The sequence below is a fragment of the Marinobacter sp. S0848L genome (assembly GCF_023016065.1).
Classification (GTDB): Bacteria; Pseudomonadota; Gammaproteobacteria; order Pseudomonadales; family Oleiphilaceae; genus Marinobacter.
The window spans coordinates 21694-46264 of sequence record NZ_JALKAQ010000013.1 but is presented as its reverse complement, the minus strand read 5'-3'; the positions used below and the strand labels follow the sequence as shown (position 1 = coordinate 46264).

The 24571-nt window shown below is 46.6% G+C and carries 20 protein-coding genes; 2 read left to right on the top strand and 18 right to left on the bottom strand.

Annotated features, from left to right (window positions below; genetic code table 11):
* The first annotated feature begins 84 nt into the window (after positions 1-84).
* Both MWU64_RS13610 and MWU64_RS13605 read left to right on the top strand, forming a co-directional pair.
* A complete protein-coding gene (locus MWU64_RS13610) occupies positions 85-1110 on the top strand; it encodes a response regulator (RefSeq protein ID WP_247064929.1) in 1026 nt (341 codons plus the stop codon).
* Positions 1111-1112: 2 nt separating this feature from the next.
* Positions 1113-2069 (top strand): sensor domain-containing diguanylate cyclase, encoded by a 957-nt coding sequence (locus tag MWU64_RS13605; protein ID WP_247064928.1) that lies wholly within the window; start codon positions 1113-1115, stop codon positions 2067-2069.
* Positions 2070-2108: 39 nt separating this feature from the next.
* On the opposite strand, the gene MWU64_RS13600 is transcribed toward MWU64_RS13605, so the two are convergent.
* The 18 genes from MWU64_RS13600 to MWU64_RS13515 all read right to left on the bottom strand — a co-directional run bounded on the left by MWU64_RS13600 (position 2109) and on the right by MWU64_RS13515 (position 24563).
* Positions 2109-2480, bottom strand: coding sequence for a histone-like nucleoid-structuring protein, MvaT/MvaU family (locus tag MWU64_RS13600; RefSeq protein ID WP_247064927.1), 372 nt, complete (start codon positions 2478-2480; stop codon positions 2109-2111).
* A gap of 164 nt (positions 2481-2644) precedes the next feature.
* Entirely contained in the window at positions 2645-3907 is a 1263-nt protein-coding gene (tviB, locus tag MWU64_RS13595) for a Vi polysaccharide biosynthesis UDP-N-acetylglucosamine C-6 dehydrogenase TviB (protein ID WP_247064926.1), read from the bottom strand.
* On the bottom strand, positions 3904-5343 hold the full coding sequence (locus tag MWU64_RS13590; protein ID WP_247064925.1) for an MBL fold metallo-hydrolase: 1440 nt from the start codon (positions 5341-5343) through the stop codon (positions 3904-3906). The genes tviB and MWU64_RS13590 overlap by 4 nt, the downstream gene beginning before the upstream one ends.
* A 61-nt stretch (positions 5344-5404) precedes the next feature.
* Entirely contained in the window at positions 5405-7339 is a 1935-nt protein-coding gene (locus MWU64_RS13585; RefSeq protein WP_247064924.1) for a nucleoside-diphosphate sugar epimerase/dehydratase, read from the bottom strand.
* A 126-nt stretch (positions 7340-7465) separates the two neighbouring features.
* On the bottom strand, positions 7466-8023 hold the full coding sequence (locus MWU64_RS13580; protein ID WP_247064923.1) for a sugar transferase: 558 nt from the start codon (positions 8021-8023) through the stop codon (positions 7466-7468).
* A 4-nt stretch (positions 8024-8027) separates the two neighbouring features.
* The gene (locus MWU64_RS13575) at positions 8028-8972 is read right to left on the bottom strand and encodes an SDR family oxidoreductase (protein WP_247064922.1); all 945 of its coding nucleotides are present in this window, start codon (positions 8970-8972) and stop codon (positions 8028-8030) included.
* A complete protein-coding gene (locus MWU64_RS13570; protein ID WP_247064921.1) occupies positions 8972-10207 on the bottom strand; it encodes a glycosyltransferase family 4 protein in 1236 nt (411 codons plus the stop codon). Before MWU64_RS13570 ends, MWU64_RS13575 begins: the two co-directional genes overlap by 1 nt.
* Complete coding sequence (locus MWU64_RS13565; protein WP_247064920.1) at positions 10204-11856, bottom strand: heparinase II/III family protein; 1653 nt, start codon at positions 11854-11856, stop codon at positions 10204-10206. The genes MWU64_RS13570 and MWU64_RS13565 overlap by 4 nt, the downstream gene beginning before the upstream one ends.
* 9 nt (positions 11857-11865) lie before the next feature.
* A complete protein-coding gene (gene wecB / locus MWU64_RS13560; protein WP_348645562.1) occupies positions 11866-13011 on the bottom strand; it encodes a UDP-N-acetylglucosamine 2-epimerase (non-hydrolyzing) in 1146 nt (381 codons plus the stop codon).
* Positions 13008-14219 carry a UDP-N-acetyl-D-mannosamine dehydrogenase gene (wecC, locus tag MWU64_RS13555; RefSeq protein ID WP_247064919.1) on the bottom strand — a complete coding sequence of 404 codons (1212 nt, stop codon included), beginning with the start codon at positions 14217-14219 and terminating at the stop codon, positions 13008-13010. The genes wecB and wecC overlap by 4 nt, the downstream gene beginning before the upstream one ends.
* A gap of 22 nt (positions 14220-14241) precedes the next feature.
* Positions 14242-16380, bottom strand: coding sequence for a bi-domain-containing oxidoreductase (locus MWU64_RS13550; RefSeq protein WP_247064918.1), 2139 nt, complete (start codon positions 16378-16380; stop codon positions 14242-14244).
* A 67-nt stretch (positions 16381-16447) separates the two neighbouring features.
* Positions 16448-16975: a DapH/DapD/GlmU-related protein gene (locus tag MWU64_RS13545; protein ID WP_247064917.1), complete on the bottom strand. Its 528-nt coding sequence runs from the start codon at positions 16973-16975 to the stop codon at positions 16448-16450.
* A complete protein-coding gene (locus MWU64_RS13540) occupies positions 16944-18248 on the bottom strand; it encodes a hypothetical protein (protein ID WP_247064916.1) in 1305 nt (434 codons plus the stop codon). Before MWU64_RS13540 ends, MWU64_RS13545 begins: the two co-directional genes overlap by 32 nt.
* Positions 18232-19347, bottom strand: a complete 1116-nt coding sequence (locus MWU64_RS13535; RefSeq protein ID WP_247064915.1) for an O-antigen ligase family protein — start codon at positions 19345-19347, stop codon at positions 18232-18234. Before MWU64_RS13535 ends, MWU64_RS13540 begins: the two co-directional genes overlap by 17 nt.
* Positions 19348-19966: 619 nt before the next feature.
* Positions 19967-21196 carry a hypothetical protein gene (locus tag MWU64_RS13530; protein ID WP_247064914.1) on the bottom strand — a complete coding sequence of 410 codons (1230 nt, stop codon included), beginning with the start codon at positions 21194-21196 and terminating at the stop codon, positions 19967-19969.
* 464 nt (positions 21197-21660) lie between these two features.
* Positions 21661-22767: an N-acetyl sugar amidotransferase gene (locus tag MWU64_RS13525; RefSeq protein WP_281496380.1), complete on the bottom strand. Its 1107-nt coding sequence runs from the start codon at positions 22765-22767 to the stop codon at positions 21661-21663.
* 59 nt (positions 22768-22826) lie between these two features.
* Positions 22827-23516: an acylneuraminate cytidylyltransferase family protein gene (locus MWU64_RS13520; protein ID WP_247064912.1), complete on the bottom strand. Its 690-nt coding sequence runs from the start codon at positions 23514-23516 to the stop codon at positions 22827-22829.
* Positions 23517-24563 carry a nucleotidyltransferase family protein gene (locus MWU64_RS13515; protein ID WP_247064911.1) on the bottom strand — a complete coding sequence of 349 codons (1047 nt, stop codon included), beginning with the start codon at positions 24561-24563 and terminating at the stop codon, positions 23517-23519.
* Between the last annotated feature and the right edge of the window lie 8 nt (positions 24564-24571).

Here is a 24571-nt window from a genome sequence, read left to right as displayed (position 1 = left end):
AGAACCATCGAAACGTAGCATATGTCGACACATTAAAGTAAGTTACTCTTGCCACCCCCCGACTCGGCCAGCACACTACGTACCATGAGCACCAAAATCCTGATATGCGATGACTCCGCGCTAGCCCGCAAGCAAATGGCCCGCGCACTGCCGGCTGGTTTGACAGACAACGTGCTGTTTGCCCAAGATGGCGAAGAAGCCCTTGCCATTCTTCGCAAAGGCGAAGCGGAGCTTTTGTTTCTTGACCTGAACATGCCAAGGCTAGACGGCTATCAGGTGTTAGAGCGAATCCGTAAAGACGATCTGCCGGTGCTCACCATTGTCGTTTCCGGTGACATCCAGCCCGAAGCGCGGGAGCGGGTGCGCAAACTGGGTGCCATAGATTTCATCAAAAAGCCCACAAGCACAGAGCTTGTGGCAGATTTGCTGCAGGAATACGGCTTTTTCCGGCCAGAAGAACTTGCTGCGTTGGCCGCCAAGAATAGCGCCTTCTCAGAGCCCAGCCGTACGCCGGAAATCTCGGTCAGCCTCACGGAATACTTGCAGGAAACCGCCAACGTCGCCATGGGCCGCTCATCGGACCTACTGGCCCGGCTACTGCGTGTATTCGTCAAACAACCCATCCCGAAAGTCGCCTTCATTGCCAGCTCCGAACTCCACATGGCGATTTCCTCCGCCGGTGCCGGCAACACCTTTTCGGCGGTATGCCAAGGCTTCACGGGCTCCGGTGTCGCTGGCGAAGCACTGCTGCTATTCGACGATGCCAGCTTTGAAGAAATGGCAGAGCTGCTTCATTACGAAGGCGTGGAAGGCGAGGCCATCAACGTTGAAGTATTGATGGACATGTCCAGCATACTGTTCGGCGCCTTCCTGAACGGCGTGAGTGATCAGCTCGACATAAAACTAGGGCTTAGGCACCCAACCGTACTGGGTCAGCACCGCCCTATTAACGAATTATTGGAACACCACAGCAGTCGCGAAGAGCAGCTACTGTGCCTTGAAATCTGCTACACCATCGAAAACCGGGACATTCGCTGTGACATGCTCGTACTGTTTACCGAAGACTCCGTGCCCTTCCTGGAAAAACGTCTCGAATATCTGGTGGATTGATCATGGCTTTAGACTCAGACAACACAGACGCCTTCCACTGGCTGGCCGACATGATCGAAACCGTCGAGGTCGGCCTGGTGGTACTGGACCTCGATTTCCGCGTGCAGGCGTGGAATGGTTTTATGGAAAACCACAGCGGCATCACCGCCACCCAAATTCGGGGTCAGCAGATCTTTACCGCCTTTCCCGACATCCCCAAAGCCTGGCTCACTCGCAAAGTGGATGCCGTTACCACACTGAACACCCGCGCCTTCACCTCGTGGGAACAACGCCCGTACCTGTTCCGCTTTCGCAATGCCCGCCCCATCACGGGCACCGAAGAATTCATGTTTCAAAACCTGACCATCAGCCCGCTCAGTAATTCGGCAGGCAAGGTCGACAAGGTCTGCTTGCTCATTTACGACGTCACCGAATTCGCCAGCAGCAAACGGGCGCTGGAACGGGCGAACGAGCAATTGGCCAAATTAAGCATGACCGACCGATTAACCGGCTTGCTTAACCGAGGCACTTGGGAAAACCTGGTGGATGCAGAATTCGAACGCTACGGGCGCTACGGCCAAACCACCACCCTGGTGATGTTCGACATCGACCACTTCAAATCAGTGAACGACACTTACGGGCACCTCGCCGGAGATGACGTAATTCGCCACACCGCACAGGTAACACGCGACAGCATTCGCCAATCCGATTCTGCAGGGCGTTACGGCGGGGAAGAATTCGGCCTGATTCTGCCGGAAACCGATGCAGAGAACGCGCGCATATTGTGCGAACGCATACGAGAAACCATCGCGCTAAGTACCGTTGATACCACGGCGGGCGACATTCAATACACCATCAGCATGGGTATCGCGCAATTAACGGGCGAGCCGGAGAATTACATGCAGTGGATGCAGGAGGCGGATAAGGCGTTGTACAGAGCGAAAGAGGGAGGGCGAAATAAGGTGATGATTTATTCATAACCCCTTCCCCATATCGGGAAAGGGGCTAAGCAAAGCGATTTAGTCCTGCTGCTGCCAGCTCTGAACCGCTTCTTTACCGTGCTTCTCACGCCACTCGTTCAGAGTCTTGTGATTACCGCCACGGGTTTTAACCACTTCACCCGTATGTGGGTTTTTATAAGTCTTCATCGGGCGCTTGGCACGAGTACCTGTGGCTGTTTCCGCTTTCGCACCGGCAATAGAAGGATCAATCGCTGCCAGAATCTGCAATACATGCTTTGGTGACTTGTCGTATTCAGTCATCAATTCACGAACTTTATTTTCAAATTCCAACTCACGCTTAAGCGCCTGATCATTTTCGAGCTGCTCCAGCTCTGCCGCAAGCTTTTCCATAAGCTGTTTTTTCTGATAGTAATCGTTGATCTTCGCCATGAAAGTAAGGCCTTATATCGGATGATTTAAACAAAAAAAACATGACCGGAAAGTCAGACTGCATAATAATAAATAAATCGGGTATTCGTAAAGCAGATTAATTAATACTCATAAAAAAGCCGACACATTTGCCGGCTTTTTTTATAACAAGGCATCGTTGATTATTACAATCGAATATCCGCATCACCCAACGGCAACACGCCTTTCAGGTCAAAAAGAATGCCATTGTCTTTTGCGAACGATCGCAATTGCTCAGCACTCATTGCTGCATACTCGTTGTGAGGCACCGCTAGAAATACTGCGTCGTAGTATCCGTTTTCAGGCTTATCCACCAACGAAATACCGTATTCCTCTTCCGCTTCGGCATTGTCTGCCCAGCAGTCGGTTACGTGCACTTCGCAGTTATAATCCTTCAGTTCTTCAATCACATCAACCACGCGGGTATTGCGCAAATCAGGGCAGTTTTCTTTAAACGTCAGCCCCATCACCAACACTTTCGCGCCGGAAACCGCCTGGCCATTTTTGATCATGGCTTTAACCAACTCAGAAGCGGCATACGGCCCCATATTGTCGTTAACACGACGCCCCGCCAAAATAATTTCCGGGTGATAACCAATAGCCTGGGCTTTATGAGTCAAATAGTACGGGTCCACACCAATACAATGGCCACCCACCAAACCTGGCTTAAATGGCAAGAAGTTCCACTTAGTTCCCGCTGCCGCCAATACTTCATGGGTATCAATACCCAGCTTGGCGAAAATCATAGACAACTCATTCATCAACGCAATATTCAAATCGCGCTGAGTGTTTTCAATTACCTTTGCGGCTTCAGCCACTTTAATGGAGCTGGCTTTATGAGTGCCGGCGGTAATAATGTCCGCATACAACGCATCCACTTCTTCGGCAATTTCCGGCGTGGAACCAGAAGTCACTTTCATAATGGTGGTAACACGGTGCGCTTTGTCACCGGGGTTAATTCGCTCAGGGCTATAACCGGCGAAGAAGTCTTTATTGAACTGAAGGCCTGATATTTTTTCCAAAACCGGCACACAGACTTCTTCCGTGGCGCCCGGGTATACGGTGGATTCGTAAATAACGATATCGCCCTGCTTCAGCACCTTGCCTACGGTTTCGCTGGCTTTTACGAGTGGGGTTAAGTCGGGTTTTTTAAACTCATCAATGGGAGTCGGCACCGTAACAATGTAGATTTGGCAATCAGCAATTCCATGCACGGAATCCGTAAAGGACAAATGCTTTGCCGCTGCCAGCTCTTCGTGAGATAACTCTAAGGTGAAGTCGATACCATCTTTGAGCTCTCCAATACGCTTAGAGTTAATATCGAAGCCAACCACTTCCCGCTGCTCTCCAATCGCGGCAGCCAATGGTAACCCCACATAACCCAAACCAATCACCGCAATCTTCTTCATAAACCAGTTCCTTTTGGAATGCAGATCTTACTGTTAGGCAACCTTGCCTTCAGTATAGTGTCGAACTCTTGTTTAGCGTGGCTATCGCCGTGCACAATTCGAATCTCTTTCGGCGGTAAAGGAATACCTTCGATAAAGCGCAATAAATCTTCCTGCCCGGCGTGGGCGGAATAACCGCTTACCTGATGCACTTTTGCGCGGATGTCGTAACGCTCGTCATCCAGCTCAACCCAGCCATCCTTCGGGCCATAGGTGAGAATATCCCGCCCGGGTGTGCCGGCAGCCTGATAGCCCACGAACAACACATCGTTGCGCTCATCACCCAGCATAGCTTTCAAATAATTTACCACCCGGCCGCCCGCGCACATGCCGGAACCGGCCAAGACCACACAAGGGCGGTGAGATTTGCCTAAATATTCTACGGCATTCAAATGGTCATCGTGAGAATTGATCACCGTTAACTGCTCGAACGACAGTGGGTGGCGGCCGGATTTTACGAGGGTTTGTGCTTCCTCATCCCAATAGGGCTTTAGTTCTCGGTAGATGTTGGTGAACTCCGCGGCCAGCGGAGAATCGACCACAATCTCTAGATTATCCCAGATAAGCGCCACGTCACTCTCTGCCTGTACGACTTCCGAATCACCAAACTCCGCGATCAGCCCCTCAATTTCATAAAGCAGCTCCTGAGTTCGCCCAATGCTAAATGCCGGAATCAACACGGTACCGCCATCCTGCAGCGCGTGCTCCAAAACCGCCTTCAAACGATACCGGCGTGTTTCACGGTCTTCGTGATTCTTGTCACCATAGGTGCTTTCAATCACCAGTCGATCTGCTCGCTCAGGGGAAGCGGGTTCCGGCAACAACGGCGAATGCGGCGCTCCCAGATCGCCACTGAACACAACACGCTCTTCAAGCTCGCCACTCCGAACATCGCACTCCACATAAGCGGAACCCAAAATATGCCCCGCCCGTTGCAAGCGCACCGAAAGCGAACAGCCGGATTCATCGAATACCGAATGCCACTGGTTATAAGCCACCGGCACCAGGCGCTCTCGGATCACGCCCAATACACGTTCAATTAATCGGCGGTCTCGGGTGAAACCAATCTTTAGAGCATCTTCCAGAATCTCGGGAAGCGTAACAGCGGAAGGTTCGGAGCAAATAATCGGGCCATCAAACCCAGCAGCTAACAGGTAGGGAATTCGGCCAACGTGGTCGATGTGAACGTGAGTGACCACCAAGGCGCGAATGTGATCGATGGGAAAATCTATGGCGAGGTCTTCGGCGGTGGAACGGCCTTTGGATTCGTTGCCTTGGAATAGGCCGCAATCTATGAGGATTCCAGCTTGGGTGAACTGGTCATCCGAGGGTATAGAGAGTTCGTGGCAGGAGCCGGTGACGCCATTCACCGCGCCGTGGTGCTTTATATAAACCATACTACATCCTTGTTATGAAGTGCTTCCCTGCACTGAAACTAAATCTTATACGGCGCGAACACTACAATGGCAAACGCCTTATATTGTCAGCAGTTGCGGCAATTTCATCATTACCCAGATTGCACCATACCAAATCGGCCGTATCGCCATTTGGTGCGTACCCTGTTGGAGCGTCTTTCAGCAACTGAATTATTCGCGAACAATCGAAAACACGGCTGGCGGAATCAAGCTCTCGCAGCAGACTTTCAACTTCAGCCCAAGGCAACGAAACCTCCCGAGCCATCATAATCCGTGGATGAGACGTGCCTTGCGGGTCATCGCCAATCAACAATTCTTCAAACAGCTTTTCACCAGGCCGCAGCCCGCTATATACAATTTCGATATCACCATCGGGCCGCTCGAGGGTTTTCTCGGTCAACCCCATAAGATGAATCATCTTTCGGGCAAGATCCGCTATTTTGACCGGCTCACCCATATCCAAAACAAACACTTCACCCTCTTTCCCCATACTACCCGCTTGCAAAACTAACTGACTAGCCTCGGGAATGGTCATGAAGTAACGAATAATGTCTTGGTGGGTTACGGTAATCGGTCCACCATCACGAATCTGATCTCGGAATAGCGGCACCACAGAACCCGATGAACCCAGCACGTTACCGAATCGAACCATAGAGAAAGCTGTGGCCGTCTGCCGCTGGGCCAAGCCCTGCAATACAAGTTCGGCTACGCGCTTACTGGCTCCCATTACGTTAGTAGGACGAACAGCTTTGTCGGTCGATATCAATACAAAACGCTCGACACCAGCCGCGATTGCAGCCTCAGCCGTGTGCCAAGTACCAAACACGTTGTTCTGGACACCTTCAATCACATTGTGCTCAACCAAGGGCACATGCTTGTATGCAGCAGCGTGATAAACAGTTTGCACCTTAAAGGCGCGCATCACCGTTTCACAGCGACGGCGATGAGACGCAGATCCAAGCAAAGGATGAATCGGCACATCCAAACCTTCAATTTGATTAATGGCCGCCAATTCTTTCTCAATCGCGTACAGTGCAAACTCAGAACGCTCGAACAGCACCAATGTTTTTGGTTTATGGCGAATAATCTGGCGGCAAAGTTCAGAACCAATGGAGCCACCTGCCCCCGTAATCAAGACCGATTTCTGATATAGGCTTTCAGCAACGACCTTAGAATCTGGCCGCACCGGATCTCGCCCTAACAAGTCTTCCAACTCGAGATCTCGAATATCATTGATCCGCGCCTGCCCAGCTATGAGCTCATCCATAGAGGGTACCGTTTGAACAGGCACACCTACCCTCTCTAGCTTTTGGAGCAGTTGCCGCCGATCAACACTGGCGTCAGCATCCAGTGCCAACAACAACCGTTTTACCTGGTGGCGTTCAACTACCTCTTCTAAATGGTCAAGATCAAAAGCCGGCAAGCCGGCAATTAAAGCTCGATGATTGGCGCGGCTTAGCGAAATAAACACTGCAGGGTGAAGCTGAGACCCTTGCTGCAGCGCTTGAGCCAGCTGTATACCCGTCTCGCCAGCACCCACGATGGCAACATACTCTTTATTTCGCCCTGACGTGCGGTTCACCAACATGCGCACGCTCATGCGGGTGCCACCAACAAAAATGAACGCAAGAGCTACGTAAATAAGGGGGACTGAGCGAGGAATAGGGACATGCAGGCTATAGCCAAGCACAATCAACAGTAAGGCGGAAATACCCACGCCCGTGCTAATGGTGATAAACGCGCGGTCACTCATGTACCGCACCACTGCGCGATACAAACCAAGTCGCACAAAAACACCGAGAGTAAATACTACGGTGAGTGTCGATATCAGCAATTCACCTTTGTCGGGAACCCATGCACTCTGTTCTAAACGCAGAGCAAATGAGGCCCAGAGAGCAAAAAACAAGGCTACGGTATCAACACAAAGCGATAGAATGCGCTTGCTAAAGCGGGATAGCCTTAGAAAGGTCTCAAACATACTTTAATCCTTCAACAATCCGCGGGTGATCCCTTCGCAGGAAGGTCTACCGAGCACTTCACACATAACTTTCCGCTACACAGAAGGGGAGTAAGGGGGCAGGGTTACCCTGTAAATCTTACTGGTTCACTCCTTCCCAGGAACCCTATCACCGGTTCCCCGGCCGGATACGGTCATCAAGATATACTTGAAGTAAGCGCTCAGCGTAAGACTACGCAGCATTTTTTGATCCGTTTCTGCCAACAACTGAGGGGTCGACATATCAATATCATTCACCTGAGCTAGCCCCGTGATACCGGGCCTAGCCTTCAAAACACCTCGTTGCTCACGCTCGGATATCAGCTCTATCTGATTAAACAGACAAGGGCGAGGCCCCACTAGGCTCATCTCTCCTTTTAGCACGTTCCATAATTGAGGCAACTCATCTAATTTGGTGCGGCGCAAAAAATGCCCAAACTTGGTGATGGATGAGTTGCTTGCCAAGTGGCTCGCAACCGATACCGTATCCACCGACATGGTACGAAACTTCACCAAAGTGAATGGCTTTTTATTTCGCCCTACCCTCTCCTGGCGAAATACCGGGGACCCAGTGTCAAACAAACCGATGATGTACAACACCAGCAACACCGGCAAACCAAACAACAACCCAAACAACGAAAACAAAAGATCTAATGTGCGAATCACAATTTCATCCCTGATAATCTGGAAAACATCGCTGTAGCCCTTCCTTCACGGTTAAAGGAGGGTTCCAGCCCAGTTGCTCCCGGGTGTGACGGACATCCACCTGCAACGAACCCAACAACCGCTGAGCCATCGCTTTCTTGCCAAGCAGCGAGGCACCGAACTGCAACAAACCGGCAGGTACCGGTACCAGTCGTGACGGCTTACCGATAGCCTCTGCCACGCCTTGCAACAATTCGGTTGTTGAGAGATCTTCGCCATCACTTACAAGAAAGGTCTGGTTGGCGGCATCAGGGTGATCAATGCAGGTAATGATCAAGTCAACAAGATTGTCCAGGGCGACCAGAGAACGCTTGTTGTGAATGGCGCCCAACGGGAGCGGCAGGCCTTTTTCAACGAGCTTAATCATGCTGGCAAAATTGCCCTTCACCTCTGGTCCGTAAACCAACGGCGGGCGGATAATAACGACATCAATACCTGTTTCAGCTGCCAATGCTCGCAAGCCCTTCTCGGCCTCCATTTTGGAAATACCGTAGGCGTCTTCGGGTGAAGGCTTATCTTTGGCGGTAAACGGTTGGCTAGCCGGCGTTTGCTCGCCATTTACCTTGATCGAACTGATAAAAATAAACCGGCGAACGCCGGCGTCAGCCGCTTGCTTGGCCAAATTGAGTGTACCGTCCACATTTACCCTGCGGTATTCAACGAGTGGATCCAGCACTTCGTCTTTCATGATATGAGCACGGGCTGCAGCATGAATCACAACGTCCTGGCCCGCCAAAGCACTTGACCAATCGGTATCACTATCTAAATCGTCGATCAAAACTGTGTGATGACACTTTTGCCTTGCCGTGCGCCGAACCGCACAAGTCAACTCATACGGAGTATTCGTATTCAAGTATTCGGCAAGCGAGCCACCCATGAAGCCCGTGGCTCCGGTCAACAGCACTTTCATTAAGGCTGCTCCCATGGCTGCGAACGTGCCTCTGCGGTACCACTATTTACCAGAGCGACCAAATCTTCAGCCATTTCATCCATAATTGCCATCCGGGAAAAGCGATGAACAAATTCCGAACGTGACCGATCTTCAATACATAGCGTTTCAAAAGCCTCAACGCCGCCGACGGAGTCACAAGGAGAAAATACCGCTGAATTATTCAGATTCTCCTCGATAAAAGTGGCTGCATAGCCGCCAACGCCAGCCCAAATCGGCTTTCCGAGCGCCCCGTATTCAAACAATTTTGAAGGCAGCACCTTATGGAAGGCATCATAATCATTTAGGTGCAGAAACAGCACGTCCGCTTTCTGATAGATCTCGATTAATTCTTTTCTCGCCACCGGCGACTCTAGTACAACGTTCGTGCAATCCGCTTCAGTAATGGCATCTTCGAGCTCCTTTAAACGCCCCCCACCACCAATCAGACGAAACACCACCCGACCTTCCAGCTTTTTGGCAAGGCCGGGGACAATACGATGAAGCCCTTGGCCTTCCCCCATATTTCCGGCATAAACCACTTCCACAACACCAGCCTTAGAACCTTTGGCATTTTCCACCCCATTAGTTGAAGTCGAAGGGGCTACCCGCAAAAACTCGTCATCAATGCCATTGGTAAAAGCGACTTTAGGAACATTCGGGTAACGCGCTTCGAAATAGGGCAAAAAGCCGGCCGAAACCACATTCAAACGGTTTGCGCGAGTAATAGTCCATCGCTCTATTGCGGAAAACAAAGGTTTCATAAGCCAAGCGAGCTTGCGCGGTAAAACGTCTTTGATAGTATCAACGAAAATATCGCGAATATCCAGATACAGCGGCACTCTCAATTTCCGAGCAACGAGCGCACCTAGTACAGCAGTCATTAATCGAGAGGAGCTGGCATAGATCACATCGTACTCCCTGCCTCTTACAAAACGCGTTACTGCTTGGGCATAGGAGAGAAAGGCGCGAGACTGATCCACCATTCCGCTTTTGTGAGCAGGGAGTTCCACTCGCTTTATCGTTACACCTTGCCTGATTTCCTCTTCCGGCGCCTCTGCACTAAAACCCGAATACCGGTTCGGCAGTGTTGTCACAACATCAATCTCACTGCCGTGCGGCAGCACCTGCAATAAAGATTCAACAAAAGCCGTATTTCGAAAGGAGCCAGCGGACAAATCAGGTTGGAAATAAAAACTTAGTAATAAGACCTTCAAACGGAACTCCAGGAAATTCGGGTAATGAGTTTGGGGCCGGAAAACGCCACTTTCAGCTTGAAGGATGGCTTTGATACACCAAAACCGGAATGCCAATCGCTTTTGACAATTTCAGCACTGCCGCCATCCATCTCAAGCCTGACAGCCTGCTGGCCCGGCAGGTGCAAGCAGAAAGAATAGTCATCAACCGCATGCACGTTAACATCAGGATGGAGATGCCAGTGCGCTACCGCTTCTTTAAACGAGCCGTCCAACATATCAGTAATTTCCAACAGCCCATCGGAAGCTTTCCAACGTCGACTGTGAGTGACTTTCCCCGCGAGTCGCCTGTAACCATCATGGCTACCCGACAGAGCAACAGAATCGTCACTTTCAGAAAGCTCCACGCCGAATGGTTTCGCCCGGCGAGCAACTCGAAAACCCGCCCAAACCTCAGAAGAATCTTCGCCATCTACTTCAACGGTATTGTGTGCAGCTGTCGAACGTTGCCGTTGCCTTTCCGGACCTTCACCATATTGAGAGATACCAGAATTCACCAGCACCCGCTGGCCAAACAAGCTAAGTTCGCAGCTAAGGGTATCCGCATGAGCATGACCAGGCTGATAATCCGGTCCTACGGGTGCCAAATCTACTAACAAGCGGTGACTTTCGGGCCACTCCACTACGCCATAACCACTCGGCTGCATAAGCTTACCTGTAACCGCTGAGGTCTTATCAGTCGGTGGAACGGACACACCCAAAACAGCCATATAGCGTTCAAGGTCTTCAACAGTAGGGGCAATACCCAACGTGGCATCATTAAAAAACGATATACTACCGTCCGGGTGATTTACGGCCTTTAGCCACTTCAGCCCTCTTTGCAGCCGCTTCTCCCAATCACCCAACCGCTGTTTAAGCTCAGGCAAACCCGTTGACTGACCAAGAGCGATGAGATCGGCCAAGTCCCAAAGCAAAGTCCCCTGGTACATCGGGGAACGCTCATAATGAGCTCCATCACTCAGAAACTGCTCATGTATCTCTCTGTCTAACAGTGCCATTCCCTTTCGAAGCCAGCGATCTCCGTCAGTCCCACCTAAATAGGTACCAACAAATACTAGCGCCTTAGCATTGGCAAACAGATGGTTCGCCAGAATATGAAACTCGAGCTGTTGCTCCAGCGCGTCCGCTTGCTGGACCAGCGAACGGACCCAAAGGCTCTTGACCTCATTAGGTTGCAAACGACCAAAAAACTTAACCCAGTTTACAGTACGAAGAGATAAACAGTATGGCTCCCAACCATTTCCCTGTAGCGGAGGATTACCCTCAATCCAAGAGTTCACCATACGCACGCAAAGTTCGAAGCGTGACTCTGCGCCTCTAGCGTTCAAGTCGTCCTGGTAATGAAGGTTGTACAGCCAGAGCTTGGGGAAAGCGGGATTATTCCAGCTTCCATCAAAACGAGCGCACTCCCCAAGAAAGACAAAGGTTTCGCCATCACCTGTTGCTGGGTTCTGAAAGGCAGAACCGGGCCAATTTTTAAGCCGCTTACGCAATACTGGTTCCCGCAAACCCTTCAACCTAGGCTTTCGCACTCGGTAATAAACTTGATACGCGAGCTGGCTGACTTTTAGGTAGCGAATGGTGTTAAACAACAGGGTCAAGCGCTTCATACGGGTTGCTCAGGAAGGGGCCCCGTGACTCTTCAAAAACTCCACAATGCGACCGCATGCATTGCCATCACCATAAGGGTTATGCGCTCTGGCCATGCTTTCATAAACGTCATTATCGTCCAGCAATTGCTGCACAGCGTCACGGATGATGGCGCTCTCGGTGCCCACCAAGCGAACGGTTCCAGCGTCGATTGCTTCTGGCCGCTCGGTTGTATCGCGCATAACCAGTACCGGCTTACCCAAGCCTGGTGCCTCTTCCTGAACCCCGCCACTATCAGTGAGCACAAGGTAGGCGTTTTGCATCAAGTACACAAATGGCTCGTAACCTAAAGGCTCAATCAGGTGAACGTTAGCCAATCCATCCAGCAATCGATTAACAGGGCCCTGTACGTTAGGGTTCAGATGCACGGGATAGATAAAATGCGTATCGGGATTGGCTTCGGCTAACCCGCGTAGCGCCTGGCAAATGTTTTCAAAGCCGCTACCAAAGTTCTCGCGACGGTGCCCCGTAATCAGCACATAACGACGCTCCCGCACAGACAATTGCAGGCCGGCAGAACTCAGCGCAGCCGCTATCTTCTGTTGCAGCGCTGGTGTGCTTTCAATTTTTTCAACAACCCACTGTAAGGCGTCGATGACCGTGTTACCAGTTACCAAAATACCCTCGTCACCCACACCCTCGGCCAACAAAGCATTTTCGTTCCGCTCAGTAGGCGCAAAATGCCACCGGGCAATCCGCCCGGTTAACTGCCTATTGGCCTCTTCTGGCCAGGGTGAGTACAAATCACCGGTTCGCAACCCCGCTTCCACATGGCCCACCGGAATCTTTTGATAGAAAGCGGCCAGCGCGCCTGCAAACGTCGTTGCAGTATCGCCGTGAACGAGAACAAGATCAGGCTGAAACTCGCTAAGAACATCTCGAAGACCCAGCAAAACCTTACTGGTGATATCGTAAAGGTCCTGCCCTGGTTTCATCAGGTTGAGGTCATAATCCGGGACAAGTGAAAACAGGTCCAAAACCTGATCGAGCATTTCACGATGCTGGGCGGTTACAGCGACTCTCGCATCAAAAAAACTTTCTTCTTCTAACGCCTTCGCCAAGGGTGCCATTTTTATCGCTTCGGGACGAGTACCAAATACAGACAAAACTCTCACTGCGTTACTCCACAGAAATCCAGAACTACCTTAGAATCATCCAGATCAACAGATTTAAATGCATCATGCGCCACAAGAAAAACGACAATATCAGCACCAGCAAGGGCCTCTTCCGCTCCAGTCAATTTATAGACAGAATGTTCTTCGATATTTGGCTCTACAATAAAATACTCTTCATCATTAGCCTCTTGAAGGATGCGTTGCGCTATATAAACAGCTGGAGACTGCCTTAAGTCGTCGATATTCGGCTTAAATGCTAACCCCATCAAAGCAACTACCGGAGCTCGGCCTTCATGAATATGGAACCTTTGGATCGCCTCTCTTACTTGTTCCGCGCACCAGAAAGACTTGTAGTTATTTATTTCACGAGCCTTCCCGATAATTTGCGATTCCATGGGGTAATCGGCAGTAATAAAGTACGGATCCACAGCAATACAGTGCCCTCCAACACCACTTCCCGGCTGTAGAATATTTACTCTAGGGTGTTTGTTTGCAAGTTTGATCAGCTCCCATACGTTGATAGCTGCTTTATCAGAAATGATCGAAAGCTCATTGGCAAAAGCAATTTGAACATCACGAGAGGCATTCTCAACAAGTTTACACATTTCTGCCGTACGGGCGTTGGTATGATGCAACTGCCCTTTTACAAATAGCTTATAGAACTCCGCTGCTTTTCGAGTAGAAGCTTCATCAACGCCTCCAATAACTCGGTCGTTATACACCAACTCATACATTACGTTGCCCGGCAGCACACGCTCGGGGCAATAAGCAACATGGATCTTGCCTTTGAGCTCTGGGCGCTTACTGTAGATAAAATCTTCCATACGCTCAGTGGTTCCCACCGGCGAAGTCGACTCGATAACATAGAGATCGCCTTCTTTCAATAGTGGCAAAATGCCTTCGGTAGCTGCTTGAATATAAGAGGTATCGGGTTCGTGGTTACCTCCTTTGAAGGGTGTGGGTACGACTATCAAATAAACATCAGCAGCTTGCGGCAGCGTGCTCGCTTTTAGAAAGCCAGCTTGTACCGCTCTAGCTACCGCGTTATCCAGCTCTGGCTCCACAATATGAATTTTGCCGGCGTTGATAGTATCGACTACATGCTGTGAGACATCTACGCCACGAACTGCGATATTGTGTGAAGCGATCAAGGCTGAGGTGGGGAGACCTATATAGCCAAGACCTATAGTACTAACTCTAAGCTTCATAAATTAAAACGCCTTGATAAAATCATTGATCGCGAAGTATTTCTGCAGCCTCAATCGACACCCGAGCCACCTCAAAAATTTCCTCGGGAGGAATCGGGCAATACTCACCATTCTCAATCGCACCAAGGAATGCAGCTGCACAGGCACTTTGACCTTTGTCTTGCTTCCATAGGTTCATCCGCTTGAATCCGGGCCAACCAAAGCCTTTCAATCTACGGAAGTTATCCAACTGCAGAACACGGCCAGCGGTAAATACTTCAACCCTCTCCTTCGGAAAGCTAGCAGCGCCATTGGCAAGGTAATGCACGGTACCAAAAGAACCATCAGCGAAGCCGAGTGTTATTGCTGCTTTATCTTCAGTCACCGCAACGCCCGGCGCATCGCCCATACGGTGCGCTTGCATGGAAACGATCTTGGAACCGGCCAAATAGCGCATCAGGTCAACAAAATGACAGGCCTCACCAATAATGCGGCCACCACCTACTTCAACGTCTTGAGTCCAGTGATCCTCGGGAATGGCGCCGGCATTCATGGTCATAATGAAAGACTTCGGCTCATTAACAGAATCTAGCAACTGCTTCATCTTCTGGACTTGGGGCGAGAACCGGCGATTGAAGCCAACCATTAAATGCCCACGTTTAACTTTTCCCTGGTTGGATTCAAACTGATCACGGACTTTTGCCAAGCCCTCAAAAGTTACCGCCAACGGTTTCTCAACAAACACGTGCTTACCCGCGCTCAAAGCTGATACAACCAACGAAGCGTGGGAATTATGGCGAGTAACAATCGCAATGGTATTGATATCCGGGTTATCGATCATCGCTTGCGTATCTGTAGTAGCTACGCCAAACCCGGACTTTTCCCCGTGTACAACACTATTAAGGCCATTAGCCGTGGAAATACTGTGAAATTGGGCACCTGCAACTTTGAATGCCGGAATAAGAACTCTGGATGCGTAGTTTCCCGCCCCAACAAAGCCAACCACTGCTTTTTGGGGGTTGAAGGAGAGGCCGTTAATAAGTGTGACTGATTTAATCTTCCGGATATCTGCCGAACTATGATATTCCAGCAAAATTCCTAAAGCCGACTTATCTGTTGTCAACGTGTCGTATGCTTCGGGAGCCTTTTCAAAATCAAACCGATGAGTGATCAACGGCGTTACATCCAGCTGGCCGCTGGCCATCATATCAAGAACGGCCTCAAAGTTACGCTTCTCTGTCCAGCGCACAAATGGTAGGGGATAATCCCGTCCATTGTCTTCGTACTCAGTATCGTACCGACCTGGGCCATATGAGCAGGACACTTGAAACACCAACTCTTTCTCATAAAAATCGGACCTATCCAACTCCAGACCAGTCACACCAACGAGAATAATGCGGCCGCGCTTGCGACTCATCCGTGCGGCCTGTGTAACCGGGTCATTCGACTTGGTTGAGGCAGTGATTATAACGCCATCGACGCCTTGCCCCCTGCTGAATGCCTTGCCAGCCGAAACCGGGTCTTCGCCCTTACCAGGATTACAGGTTTCGGCACCGAACTGACGCGCAATTTCCAGTTTAGCCTCATCGAAATCGATGGCTAAAACTCGACATCCATGCGCGCGCAGCAACTGAACTGTAAGCAAGCCAATAAGTCCCACACCCGTAACTACAAAAGCCTCGCCAAGAGTCGGCTTGGCAAGCCGGATACCCTGTAGACCAATACTCGCGATCACAACAAAAGAGGCAGACTCGTCATCAACGCTATCTGGAATACGAGCACATAAGTTCTTAGGGACTTTCACAATATCTGCATGCGGCCCATTGGAAACCACACGATCACCTGGCTTAAAACCAGCAACTCCCGAACCGGCCTCAGCGACCACGCCCACATTGCAATAACCCAATGGCAAAGGTTGTGCAAGTTTCGATTGAACTGAATCAATAGTGGTCATTAACCCGTCAGTTGCAACTTTTTCAAGCACCATTTTGACTTTATCAGGCTGTTGACGAGCCTTTTGCAAATAGGAGGCCTTACCGAAACCGACTAGCATGCGCTCTGTGCCAGCAGAAATAAGAGAAACACGGGTGTTAACGATCAGGTTTTGGCTAGAGACCTGCGGAGCGGGCGCTTCAGTTACCGTAGTGCCACCCTTTGCCATGTCTTGCAGTATCTGTTTCATATAGTCTTATCAACAAATGTGTAGTGAGTATAGTAAAAAATATCGCGTCGAGAGCCTTGGCACGCACTCAAGCTTTAACACCTAGCGACAAAAAACTGCGGTGCAAACGCTGCTCTTCTTGACCGAAACGGTACTTTATCAATTTAGCTGGATTACCACCGACAATTTCAAATTCTTTCACATTTTTCGTCACGACACTACCCGCAGCAACTATCGCACCATCGCCAATTGTAACGCCATGCATAATAATGGACCCATGCCCCACCCAAACGTCGTCGCCAATATAAATAGTTTTCAGTTTATCACGACCAGAAGAAAACATATATTCACCCGGCCGATCCCATTTATGATCGCCACCGACAAACGAAACATTGGAACCCACCAAGACATTGGAACCAACCGTTAGATCAGCAGCTATATGACAATTACGCCCAAAATAAATACTCCTACCCGACAAACAAACTTTATTTTTCCTGCTAATAAATGGCTTGCTACCAAAATAAATATTTTTAAAAAAAACATTTTTTTTCAAATAAAAACACGAAAAGGCAAGCCGAATAAATTTAATCAAAAAGCGATGGTCGGGAAAGGTCATTTAAAAACTCCTCGAGTTTACCGATATGTACAACTCTTGCAAAGTCGCCAAAAATAAGCGAAGGATCACACACCTCATCTTGAATTAAAAAGGTAGGCCCAAACTTTTCAAACGTCATATAAGCAGTTGAAAAAAATGTAAAGAAGATAGGTGCATCACAACACTCTACATCAAACTCCATTAGATTCTCGGAATAATCGCCATAATTGACACTGGAGTTTGGGTGCGACTTTATGTAAAAAGTGTATCCATTTAATTCAGAGGCAAACTTCAGTTTTTTAAACACTTCCAGCCTTGAATACTCCAAAAAACTACCATCATTTTTTAATAGTTGATCAACAAAAACAATAGTCTTGACAGCTTTGGATTTATAGGACTCTACATCGCGCTGAATAACAGAATAGTCAATACCTTTTGACAACACCTCATAATAACGAATTTGGGAATCATTAAAAACATTAAACTTACTATAAACAACAAACGGAGAGTACATACCAACACCGTGCGCAGTATTCTCGACATAAACACCAAGCTCAATTAACCTTTCATTAAGAGCAAAAGATGCCGGCTCAAACTCATCAGTAGTAAATATTTTTTGAGGGCTATAAGTCTTAAATAAAACCTCAGCATGATTCTTAAATGCGGAAATCTCTAAATCTGCAAGATCCACATCTTTTCCAGTAACGACCCATTTCAGTAGCTTTACTGACGAATACCTGTACGCAGAAAACTGAAAAGGAATATTTTTTTTTCGAAGCTCTTTAATAAAATTAAATTGTCGAACAAGCTTTATACCAAACGGATATAAGAGATAATTTTTACCATCACCACCGTATATCTCAAGCGACACATCTACCCAACTTCTCACATAATCTTTACCATCTACTTTTTTATTAAAAATAAAACCTAAAAAACAAAAAAGCCAATGAGCAAGCACTTTAGACACCACTCTCGATCGGGTATTACAAAGAATTCTTTCATCACCAATACTCGCCTTATGTTCGATTGCCAATTTAAAAAGCTCAACATCATACTCTTTGCCCTTCTGCTTCAAATAGTCGTTTGCGGCAAAATAATAAACATTTGACCTGGCCCTTTGATATGCATTTACCAGATACTTTTCTTTATCATCAAAAGGGTCATCAGCATTCTTATCGAACAAATACCTCAAAACAAAATCAACAAAATAAATAGTCTCGTTAAAAAAAGACGGGACACTCCTACTAACCAGCCCTATTGCTGACCCACTTATTTTATCAAAGCTTTTTTTCATTTCTACCAACAACTCCTTTTACACCCGAATGACAGAGTGCGGAAAATATAAATATAACATGCGGATGTTTTAGATAATTTTGAAAAAAACTAGCAGCGATGACAAACATTAAACATGCCAGGAAATAGAGCTCTTGCTTATGGAACAGTGGCCTCCCTTTAAAATACGGGCTCAACGCCAAATACAATATCAGAGCAACATAGATCCCAAACCCAACGACACCAGACTTAACAAGCACCTCCAGATAGCTATTATGGTAAGAGTCATAATAAGTCTCAGGAAACACATCGGATACCTTAACGCCACCCCAGCCTAACAACGGATTTACTAACCAACCTTCAACTAGCCCAGAATATAAGTGAGACCGATCATTAAACTTTGTAAGTCGGTCAAAAAACGGCTCAAGATCTAAATAGAAAATAGCTAAAAAACAACTCACGACAACAAAAAAAAGCAAACTCTTCTTTTCAAACAAAACATACAACATTAAAACCAGAAAAACACCAAACATAAGAACCCTAGAAGTAGTTAATAGAATAGCTGACACTATCATTACATCTATCATCCCAAACTTTATAAGCCTTATACGCCTCAAAAATAGACTTATAACTAACGGAAAACCAATGTAGTTTGGCCAATCGGAAAAATATTCATCTCCCCACATTCTAAACTCTGGAATATAAAAGACACCAAACCCGAAACTAGTTGAGCCCGAAAAAAAGTAAAAAAACAATATTAAAAATGACAACACCAATGATGATACTGAAAACCCCCTCCAGAAATATTCATTGAATGTTAAAAATGCACCAGAAAGAAACAAAAAATAACCCAGCACAACCCCAACGACAGGAACCAGCCCCTGATGAACTCCAGACGAATTAACAATGACAGACAAAATTGATACTGATACCAAAATAAATATCAAAAACAAAAGAACTACATCCACTTTTATTTTTGACAAATTTACTAAAAAACACAATGAAATAACAAAGAAAACAAAAAGGTAGAAGGGAGGAGCAGGATGCGCATAGAATATAGCAATTAAAGCCCCCGACAATAGAAAAAAAAGTCTTACACTAAAAAAAGTTCCTATCCTCACATTACTCTCACTTCCTAATAATAAATTCCTAAATTAGTCTGATTAATCGCCAATTCAGCAGTGCGATAAGTAGTGTAGGGATATTCAGACAACCCCTTCTTGGAGATAGCATTGAAAGAGGAACACTGACAATGCTATACCAGCCCGCATATTTCAACGACCAACAATATAGGATAGCGACAAGTCGATACAGCTGCGTGACATTTTGATAAAGCCACGCTAGAGAACTTCCCCCTAGTCAAAACTTATTCGACTTAGAAAAACATTCATCCTTGACTCTCATCTCGCTGCCCCCTTTGGGCTACCTAAATCCAACGTCTTTCAAATACAGCAACCTTTGCACTAGATGTTTAGCAAGCTGTAGGGAGCCCCGCAACCAGTTCTATACATCGAAAGACGAGCAAATTCCCTATTCCTTTCAGCTGCTACCAAGAAACTTGGCCGATGTACTATTGGGGAAAGATCTCTCCGCTTTGTCTCGCTTTTACCTTTCTTCTGCTCATCGTCAGGGAATGGAACCTGCTCCACAGTAAAGACGAATATCACACGATTGACGAAAGTAATGCCATCGCTAGTTTTGTGGGCCTAATCAAGATTACTCTGGTATGCCGATACATTCTTACGGCAAAGAACTAGACCAACAAAACTTTCTACATAGACAAAGCAATAGAACCAAGAAAATTATATTACTGAAAAGTGTGCTATACCCTAGAAACTCATACCCAAAAGTTAGATTTATAACATAGCTAAAAATCGGGTGAAGAAGTGATGAAACAATCAAGCAGACTGTAAGTATATACGTCTTTTCTTTATAGATAACTCTCGAAGCCCAGAATTGCGCGGCACAATAAAAGACGGTACCCACCATCATTGGCCCATAAAACTTTAGCGCCAAGGTATATTCACTGAGCCAAAAGTGAATGATCAAGTAAAACAAACCATATGAAATTATACCTAAAACTGCAACCAAAAAGCTCATTTTCGTTACAGCTTTATACCAACCGTCATTATCTTCATTTTTTATAAATGAGTATAATTTGACAGATGCTGCTCGATTAAGTGATGCGCCTGCAATAGATACTACCGCCAGAATTTGAAAAGCTAAACCCATATTTCCTGCAACGCCATATCCTCCATATGACTTTAGAAACTGCAGATCTCCTCCTAGTTTTAACCAAGAAAATAACGCAATCGAGACCAAGGGTAGACCGTATTTATATACGCTCACTCTTACTTCCGAAGTTACTAAAACATCTCTTTTTCTGACAATTTTTCTATTCATTTTCACGAAACAAAATAAGGATACAAATGATAGAGATAAAACGAACGCGAGCGCCCTAGAGTCGAATGTAGGAGTCAGCAACACAGCGACGAAAGGAATAGAAACGGTGGATAAAAACATGAAAAACTGTAACAAAGCGTAAAAATTAATATCATTCTCTAACCGCGCATTTGAAACGGCAAACTCAATGAAAAAGAATGAAAAAGCAGCCAAAATTATTGCAAAAACGTAAAACAATTGTCCATTTAAAAACAAACCGAAAATGCAAGAAGCGACAACAATCAGAAAAGACCATTCTAGAAACACCTTAAACAAATGCGCTTCAATTTCAGCACCTTTACCCTTCTTTATAGAGACAACCAAATAATAAGATGGAATACCCAAACAAATTAGAGCAGAAACAACACTATAAACGGCAAACCATTCGACATACAAGCCTAAATCTTCGGGTCCCATGAATTTAGCGAACAGCGGGATAAATAATGCAGCCAATCCTTTCAACGACACATCAACCATAAAGTACGGCGCAATGCTACCGTTGAAAATCCTATTTACTTTATGCAGCACTAGATTCTCAATGTGTAGTTAGAAATTTATGAATATTAGGCATTCTGAAATTGGACAACTAATTGTTTTTAAACGTTTATGGAGGATGCGCGAAAAGCACATGCCACCAACTTATGATGCTATCTGTTTTACGCCAATGATCACGGCAATCCCACCACAGCCACGCCCCCAAATCTACTTGTAGAGTTCGATCGGACTTTGCGGTCGCGTATGATACGATGACGAGCAGCTTGAATCGTCCTGCCCCTTCTTTCATTCTAAAAAGAGAATCGGTCTCCTAACGGACTTCGTATTGGGCCTGAGGTGGGGCTCGCCCACCTCAGTTTTATAATTCACTTCTCAGTAGCCCGACTGCATAGCGTTAATACCAACATTAAGCTAAGAAAAGCTTAGGAAATTTTTAAAGTAATATCGAAAAATGTACCTCGATTTTCTTCCTTTTCTCCTAATAAACATTTTCTACTTTAGGTCAATTCATATTTTAACACCCATTCACAACCCGTGTTCTTGAATATCTCGCGGTTGTAATGCCGATCTATGACTTCCCAGAATTCCTTTTCAGTATATCCAGAAAACTCACAAAACTCTCTTACTGACCTTGGGTCGAGGTCGTGGTCATGTTTTTTCACCAAATTTATTGACTCTTCCCTACTAATCATTCCGTATCGAATCATTCTAGAGCAATAATCGGTCGCAGAGGCATGACCAAACTTTGGATATTTCAACCATGAATGCACTAGATACGCTGGAGAATCAATTTGATCCATTTGTTCTACATGGTGTGTTCTATTCCATTCATGTGTAAGATCATGAAATCCATATTTTTTCGCTATATTATAATTTTTAAAGCTATTCCACTCTACAAAATAACTTAGATATATTGGCTCCAATTTTTCTATGACCACCTCATCAGGTGCTTGGAAAAAATTCAGATCCTTTCTGTTAGCACCGTTAACAATTAGTTCATCGATATCTATACCACTCGCTACACCATTCTTAATCTGATCTTTTGCTGAATAGGTATCAGTAGCCCCAAATCCTCCGTATTCATAACCTACATTTTCCCCATAAACCAAAAGGGGTGTATTGAACTTCTCAGCCATGTGCAAGGGGTAAGTGTAGATATATCTATCAATGAAGTAGGTGGGTTTACCATGTTGCTCAAACGTATATTTCATTACAGCTTTCTGAGCACGCAGGTTTGGTTTCATAGAAATCAAATCACAACCAAAAGCTTCGGATATATTCCTTAAATTATGAGCTCCTGCATTTGTCATTTTAAAATTATCCTCTACAGAAACAAGCAAAGGATTCATCTTTAATTTATCTTTCATTATGTGAACTTGATAATGGCTATCTTTACCGCCACTAACAGCTATCATACAATCATAGCCGTCAGGACCGTTCATTCCACGATATTTGTTGCAAAGGGCCTCAAGTTCCTCCCACCGCTTATTGTAATCTACCAACGATCGGTTTGTATAGGCAACACACGCCGAACAAACTCCATTCGCATCAAAGGAGATTCCAGGCCTCGTTGAAGGCATTACGCATTCTGTACAAAAAATCATAATATTACCTATAATTTACAGTCGTGTTTGTTTTTTCGCTGCTTAAAATTTCTGGCGCTCTACAAGGACATCTCACATAATTGGAAATCAAATTCTTCATCAATATCAATAGATCTTTTTATAGGCATAATAGAAGCGCGTATAGTGTTCGTGAAAATTTTTTTTCTGGAAAGCAAGCATCCCACAGGAATTATATATATTGCACCATTCAATCTATATTCTTTTCTGTAGTCTTGAGATCTTTTCCCTGATACGTCAAGCCCCCTTATAACATTGCCATTTTCCAAAACGCCTACCCAAGCATTTGGATGCTCTAACTCACACACGCTCACAACGGTATCCTGACATTTATTCTCTGAATATACGATCAGTGCTTCGTTGATGTCAGATGCTAACCGTAAGGGTGACGTTGGCTGGAGCAAGATAACAGTTCTCGGTGTGTAGCCAGCGTCAACTTCGGCATTAACTGCATCGATGAGAGTATCAACAGTTGTTGCTGTGTCTGTAGCTAGAGCATCAGGACGCTTATGTGCAATCACTCCTTTCGACTCATAATTTTTTACGATATTGAGCGTTTCTTGGTCATCACTGGTCACCATAACCCTGGAATTAGTTCCAGCGGCAAGTGCAGCTTCTATAGTCCAGCAAATAAGAGGCTTCCCGGAAAGAGGGAGTATGTTCTTTCTCGGTAGTCGTTTACTTCCACCCCTAGCTGGGATGACTATTAGGATATCAGCTAGCTGGATCATTTAGATGGCCATAAACTCAGTCTGTGCTCGCTTGAAATCATCTATACGTCCGACATCCAGCCAAGATTCATGAATAGGGAACATAGTTACAGGGTTATTATTTTCAATTTGTTTTTCGAGCAAAGTCGGCATATCAATATGCGTCCCGGGCATAACACTTTTTACCAGTTGCGGTTCAAGCAGATAAACCCCCGCATTTACGAAGAAGCGTTGGGTTGGTTTTTCAACCATTGACTTTATTTGGATACCCTCATTCGTAATCACACCGTATGGCACCTGATGCTCGTATTCCCTTACGCACATCGTTGCAACACCACCATGTGACCCGTGAAATTCAAGAAAACTATGCAAATTTAGTGATGTGAGTAGGTCACCATTCATCATAAACATTGGCTGATCGATCTCGTCGTGGGGGAGTAATCCCAGCGCGCCACCGGTACCCAGAGGTTCATCCTCATGCACGTATTTTATATTCACCCCCCACTTTTCGCCGTTGCCAAAATATTCTCGGATTACTTCTGGCATGTAGTGCGTTGATATATAAAACCGATAAAAACCCGCTTCAACAAAGTTAAGGAGAATGTTCTCTAATATCGGTTTGTCACCAACTTTTAGCATTGGTTTAGGACAGTTATTGGTGAGTGGGCGCAACCGTTTTCCGAAACCGCCGGCCATCAAAAAAACCGGGTTTTCGTGTTTATGTTTATTCAACAGGCCGTGAAGATCCGCCAAACCAACAAGCCTCTTTTCTTTATCGACTAGGGGGAGATGCAAAACATCATGCTGTTCCATCAAGGAGAGGATACGGCTATCCGTCCAATCCTGCGCTGCGGTTTTCGGGCTTGGGTTCATCACCTGTCGGACCGGCGTATCTATAGGGATTTGTTTGAGCAGCGCCCGCCGCACGTCGCCATCAGTCAAAGTGCCATGCAGCTTGCCTTCGTTATCCACAATTAATGCGATACGAAGTGAGGCTTTGTCCAGAACTTCAATGGCCTGTGCCAAAGTCGCATCTGTTTTTACGAGGGCATTACGCCATAGTTTCATGAATGACT